This is a genomic window from Pseudomonas sp. PDM18 (genome assembly GCF_014852585.1).
GTDB lineage: Bacteria > Pseudomonadota > Gammaproteobacteria > Pseudomonadales > Pseudomonadaceae > Pseudomonas.
The window spans coordinates 200,823-213,061 of the sequence record NZ_JACVBX010000004.1 but is presented as its reverse complement, the minus strand read 5'-3'; the positions used below and the strand labels follow the sequence as shown (position 1 = coordinate 213,061).

Here is a 12,239-nt window from a genome sequence, read left to right as displayed (position 1 = left end):
CCCGGAGCCTTCGACGCCGGGCGCGAACCGACCATCCTACTGCACGGGCGACATCTGCGGGTCACTCGTCGCGGCGCAAATCCGGCGGGATAGGCAGGTCCGGCATCGGTCCCGGGCGCTTGCCCTTGCCGGAGCGGTACTGCTTGAGCTGGTAGACGTAGGCCAGCACCTGGGCCACGGCGAGGTAGAGGCCGGCGGGAATCTCGTGGTCGAGTTCGGTGGAGTAGTAAACCGCCCGCGCCAGCGCCGGCGATTCGAGCACCGTGACCTTGTGCTCCTGGGCGATCTCGCGAATCTTCAGCGCCATGAAGTCGTTGCCCTTGGCCAGCAGCCTGGGCGCCCCGCCCTTCTCCGCGTCGTATTTCAGGGCCACGGCGAAGTGCGTCGGGTTGGTGATGATGACGTCGGCTTCGGGCACCGCCTGCATCATCCGCCGGTTGGCCATCTCGCGCTGCATCTGGCGGACCTTGGCCTTGACCTCCGGCTTGCCCTCGGAGTCCTTGTACTCGTCCTTGACCTCCTGCTTGGTCATCATCAGCTTCTTGCGGTTGTCCCAGAGCTGGAAGGGCACGTCCGCGGCGGCGATGAAGATGATGCTGCAGGCCAGCCAGAAGGCGCTCCAGCCGACAATCCGGGCGCTGTGCACCATGGCCTGTTCCAGCGGCTCGTGGGAGATGGCCAGCAGGTCGTCCTGGTCGGACTTGAGCACCAGGATCGCCACGATCAGCACCAGCACGAACTTGGCCAGTGCCTTGAGCAACTCGGTCAGCGAGCGCAGCGAGAACATGCGCTTGAGCCCGGCCAGCGGGTTGAGCCGGCTGAACTTGGGGGCCAGCGCTTCGGCGGAGAACAACCAGCCGCCCAGCGCCACCGGGCCGACCAGCGCCGCCACCAGCACCACCGCAAGGATCGGCCAGAGCGCATCGGCACCGATCTTGCCGCCGGCGATCAGCAGGTTGAGCATGCTCTCGCTGTTCATCACCGTGGCGCGGTCGAGCTGGAAGCTGCCGCGCATCAGGCGCATCAGCGCATCGGCCAGGCTGGCGCCGAACATCAGCAAGGCCCCGGCGCCGGCCAGGAGCACGGCCAGGGTATTCAGCTCCTTGGACCGAGGGAGCTGGCCCTTCTCGCGCGCCTCCCGGCGCCGTTTCTCGGTAGGTTCCTCTGTCTTGTCTTCGCTACTGTCGTTTTCGGCCATCAGCGGGCCCCCACGAGTTCGCGAAGCAGGCGCAGGCCCTCACTGGCCAGCGCCTGGTACTGGGTGAGAATCTCGGCACTGCCAATCCAGACAATGACGAAGCCCATGATCAGGGTGAGCGGGAAACCGATCGAGAAGATGTTCAGCTGCGGCGCTGCGCGAGTCATCGCGCCGAACGCCAGGTTGACCACCAGCAGCGCGGTAATCGCCGGCAAGGCGATCATCAGGCCGGCGCCCAGGACCCAGCCGAGCTTGCCCGCCACCGTGATGAAGTGGTTGCTCGACAACCCCTCGCCCACCGGCAGCGTGGTGAAGCTTTCCGCCAGTACCTCGAAGACCACCAGGTGGCCGTTCATGGCGAGGAACAGCAGGGTCACCAGCATGGTGAAGAACTGTCCCAGTACCGGGACCGAGATACCGTTGGAGGGGTCGACCATGGACGCGAAGCCCAGGCCCATCTGCATCGAGATGATCTGCCCGGAAATGACGAAGGCGTGGAACATCAGCTGCAGGACAAAGCCGAGCATGGCGCCGACGAGGATTTCCTGGGCGATGTAGACCATCGCCTTGAGGCTCAGCGCATCCACCTGCGGCATCGGTGGCAGGTTGGGCGTCAGCGCTACCGCGATGGCCACGGCCAGGTACAGGCGCACGCGGGTCGGCACCAGTTGGGTGCCGATGATCGGCATCACCATCAACATCGCGGCGATGCGAAACAGCGGGAACAGGAAGGCTCCGATCCAGCCGCCGATCTGCGCGTTGCTGAGCTCGAGCATCAACCGATCAGCGTCGGGATGCTGGTGATCAGTGACTGGGTGTACTCCATCAGCTGCCGCAGCAGCCAGGGGCCCAGCACGATGAGGGTGAGCAGCACCACCAGCAGACGCGGCAGGAAGCTCAGGGTCTGCTCGTTGATCTGCGTGGCGGCCTGGAACATCGCCACGATCAGGCCCACCAGCAGGCTGGGCAGCACCAGGATGCCGACCATCACAGCGGTCAGCCAGAGCGCTTCACGGAACAGGTCGACGGCGACTTCGGGGGTCATGGCTGCTCCTGTCGTTCAGCAGAGGGGTTCATCGCTAGACCGTCCCGAAACTGCCGGCGAGCGTGCCGATGATCAATGCCCAGCCGTCCACCAGGACGAACAGCATGATCTTGAATGGCAGCGAGATGATCAGCGGCGAGAGCATCATCATGCCCATCGCCATCAGGACGCTGGACACCACCAGGTCGATGATCAGGAACGGGATGAAGATCATGAAACCGATCTGGAACGCAGTCTTCAACTCCGAAGTGACGAACGCCGGCACCAGGATAGTCAGGGGCGTGGCGTCGGCGCTGGCGATGTCGGTGCGCTTGGACAGCCGCACGAACAGTTCCAGGTCCGATTGCCGGGTCTGCGCCAGCATGAAGGCCTTGAGCGGCACCTCGGCGCGGGTGATCGCCTCCTGCGCGGTAATCTGCTCGCTCAGGTAAGGCTGCAGCGCGGTCGTGTTGATCTTGTCGAACACCGGCGCCATGACGAACAGAGTGAGGAACATCGCCAGGCCGATCAGCACCTGGTTCGACGGCGTGCTCTGCAGGCCGAGCGCCTGGCGTAGGATGGAGAAGACGATGATGATCCGGGTGAAGCTGGTCATCAGCATGACGAACGCCGGGATGAAGCTCAGCGCGGTCATGATCAGCAGGATCTGCAGGCTGACTGAGTATTCCTGCTGCCCCTGCGGGTTGGTGGTCACGGTGATCGCCGTCAGCTGCGTCGGATCGGCGGCGAAGGCCTGCGGCGCCATCAGCGCCAGCAGGCCCAGGAGCAGCGGCGCGACTGCCTTGAGCGCACCGATCAGAACGGAGAGGTTCGGCGAACGGGTCACTGCGGGCGGCCCTTGTCCTTGTTCAGCAATTCCAGCAGGCGCTGGGCGAATTCCGGCTGCGCCGGTTCCGATTCGGCGGCATGCACCGGCTGGCGCAAGACGTGCAGCGGGGTGATGCGACCGGGCGTCAGGCCCAGCAACACCTGTTCCTCACCCACCTGCACCAGCACCAGCCGATCACGCGGGCCGAGGGACTGGCTGGATATCAGGCGGATCGCCTGGTTGCCGCGCGGCACGACCTGCTGCACGCGACGCACCAGCCAGGCCAGCAGGAAGATCAGGCCGACCACCAGGACCAGGCCCAGCAGCAACTGCATCAGCTGCGCGCCGGCGCTGCCGGTGATGATGCTCGGCGTGGAGCTGGCGTGGACGATGGCCGGATTGGATGCCGGCACCGATGCCTCCTCGCCCAGGGCGAAGAGGGACAGCCCCAGCAGCGGCAGGGCGCCCACGCTGGAGAGCAGACGGGGACTCGCGAGCAGGCGGCCCATGTCAGCGCAGCTTCTTGATGCGTTCGCTGGGGCTGATCACGTCGGTGAGGCGGATGCCGAACTTCTCGTTCACCACCACCACTTCGCCGTGGGCGATCAGGGTGCCGTTGACCAGCACGTCCAGCGGCTCGCCGGCCAGGCGATCGAGTTCGATCACCGAGCCCTGGTTGAGCTGCAGCAGGTTGCGGATATTGATGTCGGTATGCCCGACCTCCATGGAAATGGTCACAGGAATATCCAGGATCACATCCAGGTTGGGGCCTTCCAGCCCGGCGATCATCGGCGTCTTGGGCGCCATGCCAAACTCTTCCATCGGTGCGCGCGGTGCGGCGGGCACGGCCGGAGCCGCAGCGCTGGCCATCATCGCGTCGATGTCGTCCTGGTTGGCATCACCGGATTCGGAGAGGGCCGCGGCCCACTCGTCTGCCAGCGCCTGTTCTTCGGGGGTCACGTTTTCTTCATCAGACATGGTGGGTCCTCGTGGGATCCGCTCAGCGCAAGCGCTCGAGGGGATCGAGAATCTGCAAGGCCAGGTTGCCCTTGTGCGAACCCAGCTTGACCTTGAAGGAAGGCACGCCGTTGGCGCGCATGATCATGTATTCGGGCAGCTCCACCGGGATCACGTCGCCCGGCTGCATGTGCAGGATGTCGCGCAGCTTGAGCTGGCGGCGCACGACGGTGGCCCCTACCGGCACGCTGACGTCGAGGATGTCTTCGCGCAGGGCATTGACCCAGCGCTCGTCCTGATCGTCCACGTCGGACTGGAAGCCGGCATCGAGCATCTCGCGGATCGGCTCGATCATCGAGTACGGCAGGGTGATGTGCAGATCGCCGCCGCCGCCATCCAGTTCGATGTGGAAGGTGGAAACCACCACCACTTCGCTGGGGCTGACGATGTTGGCCATCGCCGGGTTCACCTCGGAGTTCACGTACTCGAAGTTGATCGGCATCACCGCATGCCAGGCCTCGGCGAGATCAACGAACGCCTGTTCGATGACCATGCGCACCACCCGCAGCTCGGTGGGAGTGAACTCGCGGCCCTCGATCTTGGCGTGACGACCGTCACCGCCGAAGAAGTTGTCCACCAGCTTGAACACCAGCTTGGCGTCGAGGATGAACAGCGCGGTGCCGCGCAGCGGCTTCATCTTCACCAGGTTGAGGCTGGTGGGCACGTACAGCGAGTGCACGTACTCACCGAACTTCATCACCTGCACGCCGCCCACGGCGACATCCGCCGAGCGGCGCAGCAGGTTGAACATGCTGATGCGGGTGTAGCGGGCGAACCGCTCGTTGATCATCTCCAGGGTCGGCATGCGGCCCCGGACGATGCGGTCCTGGCTGGTCAGGTCGTAGGACTTGATCGCCCCCGGCTCGACGTCGGACTCGGTTTCCACCAGGCCGTCGTCGACGCCGTGCAACAGCGCGTCGATCTCGTCCTGGGAAAGTAGATCCTGCATGGCCATGGCGGGTACCTACTGCAATACGAAATTGGTGAAAAGCACTTGCTCCACGGTCAACTGACCGGTCGCCTTCTTCGCCAGTTCCTGAAGACTGGACGTGGCCTGCTGGCGGAGCATCTCCTTGCCGACCGGCGTCACCAGATTGTCGAAATTCTGGCTGGAGAACAGCATCACCAGTTGGTTGCGCACCAGCGGCATCTGCTCGCGCAGGGCATCCATCTGCGCCTGGTCGCGGCCCATCAGGGCAACGGCAACCTGAAGGTAGCGCTGGCGGCCGTTCTGGTTGAAGTTGACCACGAAGGACGGCGCGAGGATCTCGTAGATCGCCTGCTTCTTCGTCGGTTCGGCGTGTTCCGCGGCCTTGGCTTCGGCTTCGTCGGGCTTGGCGCTCTTGTGCAGGAAGAACCAGGTACCGCCCACCGACGCACCCACCGCCAGCAGGAAAGCCAGCACGATGATGATGATGAGCTTCAGCTTGCCCTTGCCGGGCGCCTGGCCATCGGGGAGAGAAGGCGTCTGTTCTTTCTTGGCCATGCCAATAATCCGTCACTTTTGCGGCGCGAAGCGCTGATACCAGGGTAACAGCAAGGGCTGTGCCAGTTTGCAGGAGGCCTACTGGCAACGCCGCGGATATTACAGGCTAGACGGAGGATGTCACGGGGAGGAGTAAGAATTTTCCTCTGAGCCGGACAGGTCGCGAACAGGGGTAGGACCTGGCGCTCGGGCTACGCCCTCTCCCTCCGCCCTGGCTGGGGAGAGGGCGCTATCAAGCAGCCCCCCAAAGCCAGGTCAGGCGTAGTAATCCACCAACCCCCTGCCCTGCGCCGCCGTCTGCGGGCGGATCTCGGACACGCCACTGATCATTGGCTCGTCGTCACCGCTGCCGCTACCCGCCACGCTCCGCGAGCTGCCACGGCCGTCGCCCTGCTGCTGTTGCTGCCAGCCGCGGGCTGACTGGTCGGAAACGTTCACATCCAGTTGCATGCCCTGCTGGTTGAACATCTCGCGCAGACGGTGCTGCTGGCTGTCCAGCGCTTCGCGGACGTTGGCGTTGGCGCTGACGAAGTTCACCTGGGTCTGGTCGCCGGTCATGTGGATGCGCACTTCCAGGCGACCGAGGTTGGCCGGGTCCATCTGGATCTCGGCCGACTTGAGGTTCTGCGAGGACATCCACATCACCCGGTCCACCACCTGGTCGGTCCAGCCGTTCTGTTGCACGGACACGGCCTGCCCCGGCACCAGCGGGTTCACCGGTCGACTGGTCATCGCCTGCGGCGTATTCAGCGCCTGCGTCAGCGACTCCAGGCGCGCGGCGAAGGCCTCGTTGCGCGGCATCTCCGGTTTGGCGTCGGTCTGCACGTCCGCCAGTTGCCGGGTAAGGTCGGCGCCATCTTTCAATGCGCCTTCAGCGAGCTTGGTTTCAGTGCCCTTGGTAGTCGAGTCCGAGGTCAGCGCAGCAAGAGCGGCCGACAGATCGTTCTTGCCGCTGGCATCCGGCGACTTGTCCCCCGCCTTGGCGGCGAGGTGACCGTTGAGCTGGGTCTGCTGCACCTGCTGCGCCTGGTCGTCAGCGCCGACGGCCAAAGTCAGGTCCACCCCCGGAATCTCGTTGAGCTTCTGCAGGTCGCCATCGCTGCTGGCATCGGTGAGCTGGCTGGCTCCAGTGCTGACCACCAGCGGAGGCGCCTCGGGCTCAGGCAGTTGGCCGGTCATACCTAACATCAGCAGCGGGTCGAGGGTCGCATCGGACTTGGCGTCACCGTCCGCCACCTTCTCGTCCGCCTTGCTGGCGCCATCGGCCGGCAACGCCTTGCCGTCCTCGGCAACCTTTGGTTGGTCGGCGGCAGCCGGCGCGGTGGAATCCTTGCTTGCCGTGTCCTTGCCGGCAGCGTCCCGCGGCTTGTCGGTCTTCGCCTTTGCCGGCTTGTCGGCCCGCTCGCTGGCGGCTGGCCGCTGCTCCTTGGCATAGACGTCGGCAAAGCTGGAACCCTTGTCGTTGCTGCTGTTCGACGAATTCTGGGCAGACTTGGAGAGCGCCGCCTTGGGCCTGATGTCAGGCGTCGAGCTCAATAAAATATCCGGGGCGACAGCCATCGGAGTGCTCCGTTCAGGTGAATATCCAAGACGGAGATAGCAAGGCGCGGGCCAACTCGGAAAAGGTCAGGAGCAACCGGGCAACAGCAGGGTGCGGACGATGCCGAATTCGTGCTCGACCTTGACGATGAGGCCTTGCGCGCAGGCCAGGTCGTTCTGCCGCGCAGCCTCTTCAAGACGCTTGCACAGGCTGCTCAGAACCGAGGCGCCCATGTTGCCGCAACTGCCCTTGAAGCTGTGCGCGGCGTGGCGCAGGGCCGGCGCATCACAAGCGGCGGCTGCCTCGCGGATGCTGCGCAGGCGCTCCTCGGAGTCGCTGAGGAAGGTTTCCACCAGGAGCGGGTACTCGTCTTCCATGATCGACAGCAAATTGCTCAGCACGGCGCCATCGAGATGCGGCTCGGACATTGGGCACTCCCTGAAGGACGGCTCGCCACCCTGCAGGGAGACAAGAAGGCCCCGATTATGCCTGAGCCGACCAGAAGAACTCCACGGAGACCGCCTTGCCGTCTCCCGACCACTGACAGCGGTCAGACAACTGCCGAACCAGCGTCAGGCCACGCCCACAGAGGCTACCGGCGCCCCTCTGCGATGCCAGCACCGCGCCTACGTCGAAACCGTCGCCGCTGTCTTCCACCCGTACCAACAGCCGGCCGCCATCGCCGTGGGGAGCGAGATCGAGATGGAAGCGCACGAAGCCGTCGCGCAGCGCGACCAGGCGCTTGCTGCGCTCTTGGTAATAGCGGGCGAAGCCGGCGGCGTCGCACTTGAGCGAGGAGTCCAGGCCCATCACACCGTGCTCCAGGGCATTGGAGTACAGCTCGGCGAGCACGGTGTAGAGCGCACCACCGCGCGGGCGCAGGTCTTGCACCTCCATCAGCAACTGCAGCAGGAAAGGCAGCGGGTTGAAGTTACGCAGGGTCGGCGCGCGGAACTCGAAGCTGGCGGACCAGTCCAGCGGGCTGCTCAGGCCGGTGTCGGAGAACGCCAGCGGCGGGCGCTGCAGTGAGCCCTCGGGGACCAGCGCGATCTCCAGCATGCTGACGTCGTCCTGCGCCTCGCCGCGAAATCGCGCCACCGCCGCCTGGATGCCGTCGAACAGGCGCGACGGCGCGAGGCCCTCGCCGAACACCTGGAGCAGGCGTTCCTCGCCGAAGGCTTCGCCCGTGGCATTGCGCGCCTCCAGCACGCCATCGGAGAAGAGGAACACACGGTCGCCCTCCTCCATCGCGTAGACCTCGAAATGGTCGCTGAAGGCAGAGGGATCGAGAATGCCCAGCGGCAGATGCCGCGATACCAGCGGCTGCAGTTCGCCGCTGTCGTGGCGATGCAGATAGCCGTTGGGCAGGCCGCCGTTCCACACCTCCACAAGGCCGCGCTGGAAGCTCAGGTTGAGCACAGCGGCGCAGCAGAACACGCCCACCGGGAGAATGCGTTTGAGCTTGGCGTTCATCTCGCGAAGGATGTCCGCCATGGGGTAACCCTTGGCGGTCATGCCGTAGAACACCTCGGCCAGCGGCATGGCGCCGATGGCCGCCGGCAAGCCATGGCCGGTGAAATCGCCGAGCAGCACGTGCATGCCACCGGAGGGCCTGAACGCCGCCAGCAGCAGGTCGCCGTTGAACAGCGCGAAGGGTGATTGCAGGTAGCGGATGTTCGCCGCGTTCAGGCAACCCGAGTGCGCCACCTTGTCGAACACCGCCTTGGCAACCCGCTGCTCGTTGAGCAGGTGCTCGTTGTGCCGGGCGATCAGGTCACGCTGCTCCAGCACCATCCGCTGCAGGTGATGCAGGCGCCCCATGGCGCGGATTTTGGCTTCGAGGATGACGCGGTTGTAGGGCTTGGAGAGGAAGTCGTCGCCGCCCGCCTCCAGGCTCTGCACCAGCGCCTCGGGCTCGCTCAGCGACGTGAGGAAGATGATCGGCACCAGTTCCTCGCCAGCCTGCCGGCGAATCCGCCGCGCCGCCTCGAAGCCGTCCATCACCGGCATCAACGCATCCATCAGCACCAGCTGCGGACGCTCCTGGGTGAACAACGCGAGCGCCTCCAACCCGTTGGCGGCTGTGATCACTCGATGCCCCTGGCGACTGACGATGGTCGACAGCAATAGGCGATCGGCGGCATTGTCGTCGGCGATCAGGACGGTGAGGAGTTCGGACATGGCCGTTGCCACAGCAGGGCGCGCCGCGTCAGCTGATCTTGAACAACTGCTCGAAGTTGGAGATGGACAGTACCTTGCGCACGTCCGGGTTGCAGTGCGCCAGGCTGATCTGCGAGCTCTCGCCGCCGGCGTGGTCGCGAAGTAAAAGGAGCATGCCCAGCGCCGAGCTGTCGAGGTAGGTAGCGCCCTTCAGATCCACCACGTAGCGCTTGGGTGTGATCTCGACGCGCTCGTAGGCATTGCGGAATTCCTGGTGAGCGCCGAAATCGAAACGTCCTTGGACCACGATGGTGAGCTCCTGCCCGTCAGCGGAGGGAACGGAAGTGATGGCCATGGGATTCTCCTTATCGATCAATGGTCGCGCCCGAGCTTGAAGATGTAGCAGCTAGCGATGACAGCGGCAACCTCTGCGAACGATGGGAAACCGCCCCGCCAGACCGGTCGAACGGTACCCGACAGGTCGATTAATGGACCGCCGGTCGCCACAGGCACGGCGAATGCCTTTACCCTTTTACGGGTGCGACTCAGGCGAGGGCCCGCAAGAGGCCTTGGAAGGGTCGCACGCGCAAGAAGGGGGTAGCAGCATGTACAAGACCATTCTCATCGCGGCCTGTGTGTTGTGCGCGGCGCCGTATGCAGGTGCCCAGGTGATGCAGCGTGAGCTGGGTGATTTCGAACTCAAGTTCGCCAACTCGCCAACGCGCAGCATGGCCCAGGGGCTGGTCCAGCCGGGTCAGGCCAACAGCGCCCAGGGCGGCCTCGACATCACCCACGACAGCGGCTGGTACGTCGGCAGCTGGACGTCGAACATCGAGCAGGAAAAGCCCCTGGAGATCGACAGCTACGCAGGCTTCAAGCACCCGCTGGGCGACGGCAAGCTGGGCTACGAGGTGGGTACCCTGCGCTACACCCGGCCGGAACAACCCGACTACGACAGCCAGGCCCTGTACGGCGGCCTCTCGGTATTCGGCAGCCGTCTCGGCGCGGCCTACAGCGCCCAGGCCGGGCGCAGCACCACCACGCTGTTCACCGACCTGGGCGTGCAGCCCGACCTCGGCTTCGACGTGACCTTCAAGTATTCCACCTACAACCTCGCCTCCCCCGTGAGCCTGAACAGCGGTGGCAGCGTCAGCGAATTCGGCGACTGGTCGGTGAACTTCAGCCGCCCCTGGAACGGCATCGACCTGAACTTCTCGTACAGCGGCAGCAGCCTGACCGGCGGCGACTGCAGCGCCTACTCCGGACACAACGCCTATTGCGACTCGGCGTTCATGTTCAAGGCCTCGCGGCCGTTCTTCTGATTTCAGATTTTGCGCGGACGCCCCAGCCCGACGCGGCGGAGAGCAATCTCGCTCCTACACACAGGCGCCGCCATGCTTTTGTGCAATACGTGATGGGCAACGCCGGGCGCCCCTGAAATAGTCAATTTCATTCAAGATGGCGGGGGTCCGAGGGGCTACTCTGCCTATCACCTCTCCGCGCCCGCAGGCCTGACCCAATGCTGCACCGAGTGAACTGCACCGCCGCCGCCCTGCCCGGCCTGCGCATCGTCGATATACTCACGCAGCGCAGCTTCCCGCGTCACGCCCACGACGAGTACGGCATCGGCGTGATGCTTGAGGGCGGCCACCGTTCCTGGAGCGGACGCGGCCAAGTCGAAGCCGGGCCGTGCGACATCATCACCGTGAGCCCCAATGAACTGCACGACGGCATTCCCCTGCGCGGTGCGCCACGGCGCTGGTGGATGCTCTACGTCGAGCCGACCCTGCTGGCGGACCTGGCCGGCGGGGAAATGGCCCGGCGCGAATTCACCCTCCCCGCCCTTGCCGACCCGCAACTCGCCCGGCGCATTGCACACCTGCTGCAGCACCTGCCGGGCGTTGATGCGGACGACGCCCGCGAAGGTGTACTCGACCTGTTCGGCGAGCTGCTCGACCAGCGCCTCAAAACGAGCGTGGCGCCCCTCCCTTCCCGCAGCGTGGCGCGCATGCTCGAACGCATTCACGACGACCCACGCAACGCTCCCGCGCTGGTGGAGCTGGCCGGCATTGCAGGCCTGACGCCCTATGCGGCATTGCGCCGCTTCCGCCGCGAACTGGGCACCACGCCCCATGCCTACCTCCTGCAGTACCGCGTGCGACAAGCCCACAAGGCCATCGGCGAGGGCCGCACACTGGCCGACGCCGCCATGCTCGCCGGTTTCGCCGACCAGCCGCACATGACCCGCGCCTTCGCCCGCCAGCTCGGGCTGACGCCGGGGCAATGGCGCTCATCGCTCAGGTAGCCGCCAGCGCCCTGAATACGCCGGCCTCACTTCTTCCACACAGGAAACCCACGGGAATGAACGCAGAATTCCTGCTGACGGCGTTCGTCGTCGTTTTGCTACCCGGCACCGGCGTGCTCTACACCCTGGCCGTCGGCCTAGGCCTTGGCGCCCGCGCAGCCAGCTTCGCGGCGCTGGGCTGCACGCTGGGCATGGTCCCGCAATTGCTGCTCGCCACTTTCGGCCTGTCGCTGATCCTGCAGGCCAGCGCGGCCAGCTTCCAGATCATCCGGCTGCTGGGTACGGCGTACCTGCTGTTCATCGCCTGGCAGGTGTTTCGCGGCAGCGGCGTCCTGGCGCTGGACTCGGCCAGCCCGCGCAGCACCCGGCAACTGGTGGGCACCGGGCTCTGGCTGAACCTGCTCAACCCCAAGCTCGGGCTGTTCTTCCTGGCCTTCCTGCCACAGTTTGTGCCGGCCGGCAGCGAGGACGCCCGGGGACTATTCCTGATTCTGGGCCTGGTGTTCGCGCTGATGACCTTCTTCGTGTTCATCGGCTACGGGCTGCTGGCCTCCTGGGTGCGCGACTACGTAATCGGTCGCCCAGTGGTGATGAGCCTGATCCGCTGGAGCTTCACCCTCGCCTTCGTCGCACTGGCGCTTCGGCTGGCTATCGAGACGCTGCAGCCCTGATCACCCACG

General features: G+C 65.2%; 15 protein-coding genes. 3 read left to right on the top strand and 12 right to left on the bottom strand.

Translation table 11 applies throughout. From position 1 onward, the window contains the following. Nucleotides 1-61: 61 nt before the first annotated feature. From flhB to IB274_RS10960, 12 genes are all read right to left on the bottom strand, one after another. A complete protein-coding gene (gene flhB / locus IB274_RS11015) occupies nucleotides 62-1,198 on the bottom strand; it encodes a flagellar biosynthesis protein FlhB (protein WP_192431953.1) in 1,137 nt (378 codons plus the stop codon). Then, nucleotides 1,198-1,974, bottom strand: coding sequence for a flagellar biosynthetic protein FliR (gene fliR, locus IB274_RS11010; RefSeq protein ID WP_192431952.1), 777 nt, complete (start codon nucleotides 1,972-1,974; stop codon nucleotides 1,198-1,200). The genes flhB and fliR overlap by 1 nt, the downstream gene beginning before the upstream one ends. After that, nucleotides 1,974-2,243, bottom strand: a complete 270-nt coding sequence (fliQ, locus tag IB274_RS11005; protein ID WP_045212070.1) for a flagellar biosynthesis protein FliQ — start codon at nucleotides 2,241-2,243, stop codon at nucleotides 1,974-1,976. Before fliQ ends, fliR begins: the two co-directional genes overlap by 1 nt. Nucleotides 2,244-2,277: 34 nt before the next feature. Then, the gene (gene fliP, locus IB274_RS11000) at nucleotides 2,278-2,988 is read right to left on the bottom strand and encodes a flagellar type III secretion system pore protein FliP (protein WP_225614829.1); all 711 of its coding nucleotides are present in this window, start codon (nucleotides 2,986-2,988) and stop codon (nucleotides 2,278-2,280) included. Between the two features lie 77 nt (nucleotides 2,989-3,065). Then, entirely contained in the window at nucleotides 3,066-3,560 is a 495-nt protein-coding gene (fliO, locus tag IB274_RS10995; protein ID WP_192431951.1) for a flagellar biosynthetic protein FliO, read from the bottom strand. A gap of 1 nt (nucleotide 3,561) precedes the next feature. Further along, entirely contained in the window at nucleotides 3,562-4,029 is a 468-nt protein-coding gene (fliN, locus tag IB274_RS10990; RefSeq protein WP_192431950.1) for a flagellar motor switch protein FliN, read from the bottom strand. Nucleotides 4,030-4,051: 22 nt separating this feature from the next. Continuing rightward, nucleotides 4,052-5,023 (bottom strand): flagellar motor switch protein FliM, encoded by a 972-nt coding sequence (fliM, locus tag IB274_RS10985; protein ID WP_192431949.1) that lies wholly within the window; start codon nucleotides 5,021-5,023, stop codon nucleotides 4,052-4,054. Between the two features lie 9 nt (nucleotides 5,024-5,032). Next, nucleotides 5,033-5,554: a flagellar basal body-associated protein FliL gene (fliL, locus tag IB274_RS10980; protein ID WP_138520532.1), complete on the bottom strand. Its 522-nt coding sequence runs from the start codon at nucleotides 5,552-5,554 to the stop codon at nucleotides 5,033-5,035. 255 nt (nucleotides 5,555-5,809) lie between these two features. Beyond that, a complete protein-coding gene (locus tag IB274_RS10975) occupies nucleotides 5,810-7,114 on the bottom strand; it encodes a flagellar hook-length control protein FliK (RefSeq protein ID WP_192431948.1) in 1,305 nt (434 codons plus the stop codon). A gap of 66 nt (nucleotides 7,115-7,180) precedes the next feature. Continuing rightward, nucleotides 7,181-7,522: an Hpt domain-containing protein gene (locus IB274_RS10970; RefSeq protein WP_192431947.1), complete on the bottom strand. Its 342-nt coding sequence runs from the start codon at nucleotides 7,520-7,522 to the stop codon at nucleotides 7,181-7,183. Nucleotides 7,523-7,577: 55 nt separating this feature from the next. Beyond that, entirely contained in the window at nucleotides 7,578-9,275 is a 1,698-nt protein-coding gene (locus IB274_RS10965) for a SpoIIE family protein phosphatase (protein ID WP_192431946.1), read from the bottom strand. A gap of 28 nt (nucleotides 9,276-9,303) precedes the next feature. Beyond that, nucleotides 9,304-9,609 (bottom strand): STAS domain-containing protein, encoded by a 306-nt coding sequence (locus tag IB274_RS10960; RefSeq protein WP_192431945.1) that lies wholly within the window; start codon nucleotides 9,607-9,609, stop codon nucleotides 9,304-9,306. 250 nt (nucleotides 9,610-9,859) lie between these two features. Between IB274_RS10960 and IB274_RS10955 the strand changes: the two genes are divergently transcribed. The 3 genes from IB274_RS10955 (at nucleotide 9,860) to IB274_RS10945 (ending at nucleotide 12,230) form a co-directional block, all read left to right on the top strand. Then, entirely contained in the window at nucleotides 9,860-10,576 is a 717-nt protein-coding gene (locus tag IB274_RS10955; protein ID WP_192431944.1) for a TorF family putative porin, read from the top strand. 197 nt (nucleotides 10,577-10,773) lie between these two features. After that, nucleotides 10,774-11,559 (top strand): AraC family transcriptional regulator, encoded by a 786-nt coding sequence (locus tag IB274_RS10950; RefSeq protein WP_192431943.1) that lies wholly within the window; start codon nucleotides 10,774-10,776, stop codon nucleotides 11,557-11,559. A 56-nt stretch (nucleotides 11,560-11,615) separates the two neighbouring features. Then, nucleotides 11,616-12,230, top strand: coding sequence for a LysE family translocator (locus tag IB274_RS10945; protein WP_192431942.1), 615 nt, complete (start codon nucleotides 11,616-11,618; stop codon nucleotides 12,228-12,230). Nucleotides 12,231-12,239: the final 9 nt, after the last annotated feature.

What these genes read in the sequence shown, in the direction of transcription:
- IB274_RS10970 (WP_192431947.1), bottom strand. Translation starts at nt 7,522, where the DNA reads ATGTCCGAGCCGCATCTCGATGGCGCCGTGCTGAGCAATTTGCTGTCG.
- IB274_RS10955 (WP_192431944.1), top strand. Translation starts at nt 9,860, where the DNA reads ATGTACAAGACCATTCTCATCGCGGCCTGTGTGTTGTGCGCGGCGCCG.
- IB274_RS10960 (WP_192431945.1), bottom strand. Translation starts at nt 9,609, where the DNA reads ATGGCCATCACTTCCGTTCCCTCCGCTGACGGGCAGGAGCTCACCATC.
- fliN (WP_192431950.1), bottom strand. Translation starts at nt 4,029, where the DNA reads ATGTCTGATGAAGAAAACGTGACCCCCGAAGAACAGGCGCTGGCAGAC.
- flhB (WP_192431953.1), bottom strand. Translation starts at nt 1,198, where the DNA reads ATGGCCGAAAACGACAGTAGCGAAGACAAGACAGAGGAACCTACCGAG.
- IB274_RS10950 (WP_192431943.1), top strand. Translation starts at nt 10,774, where the DNA reads ATGCTGCACCGAGTGAACTGCACCGCCGCCGCCCTGCCCGGCCTGCGC.
- fliR (WP_192431952.1), bottom strand. Translation starts at nt 1,974, where the DNA reads ATGCTCGAGCTCAGCAACGCGCAGATCGGCGGCTGGATCGGAGCCTTC.
- fliQ (WP_045212070.1), bottom strand. Translation starts at nt 2,243, where the DNA reads ATGACCCCCGAAGTCGCCGTCGACCTGTTCCGTGAAGCGCTCTGGCTG.
- IB274_RS10945 (WP_192431942.1), top strand. Translation starts at nt 11,616, where the DNA reads ATGAACGCAGAATTCCTGCTGACGGCGTTCGTCGTCGTTTTGCTACCC.
- fliP (WP_225614829.1), bottom strand. Translation starts at nt 2,988, where the DNA reads ATGGCGCCGCAGGCCTTCGCCGCCGATCCGACGCAGCTGACGGCGATC.
- fliO (WP_192431951.1), bottom strand. Translation starts at nt 3,560, where the DNA reads ATGGGCCGCCTGCTCGCGAGTCCCCGTCTGCTCTCCAGCGTGGGCGCC.
- fliM (WP_192431949.1), bottom strand. Translation starts at nt 5,023, where the DNA reads ATGGCCATGCAGGATCTACTTTCCCAGGACGAGATCGACGCGCTGTTG.
- IB274_RS10965 (WP_192431946.1), bottom strand. Translation starts at nt 9,275, where the DNA reads ATGTCCGAACTCCTCACCGTCCTGATCGCCGACGACAATGCCGCCGAT.
- fliL (WP_138520532.1), bottom strand. Translation starts at nt 5,554, where the DNA reads ATGGCCAAGAAAGAACAGACGCCTTCTCTCCCCGATGGCCAGGCGCCC.
- IB274_RS10975 (WP_192431948.1), bottom strand. Translation starts at nt 7,114, where the DNA reads ATGGCTGTCGCCCCGGATATTTTATTGAGCTCGACGCCTGACATCAGG.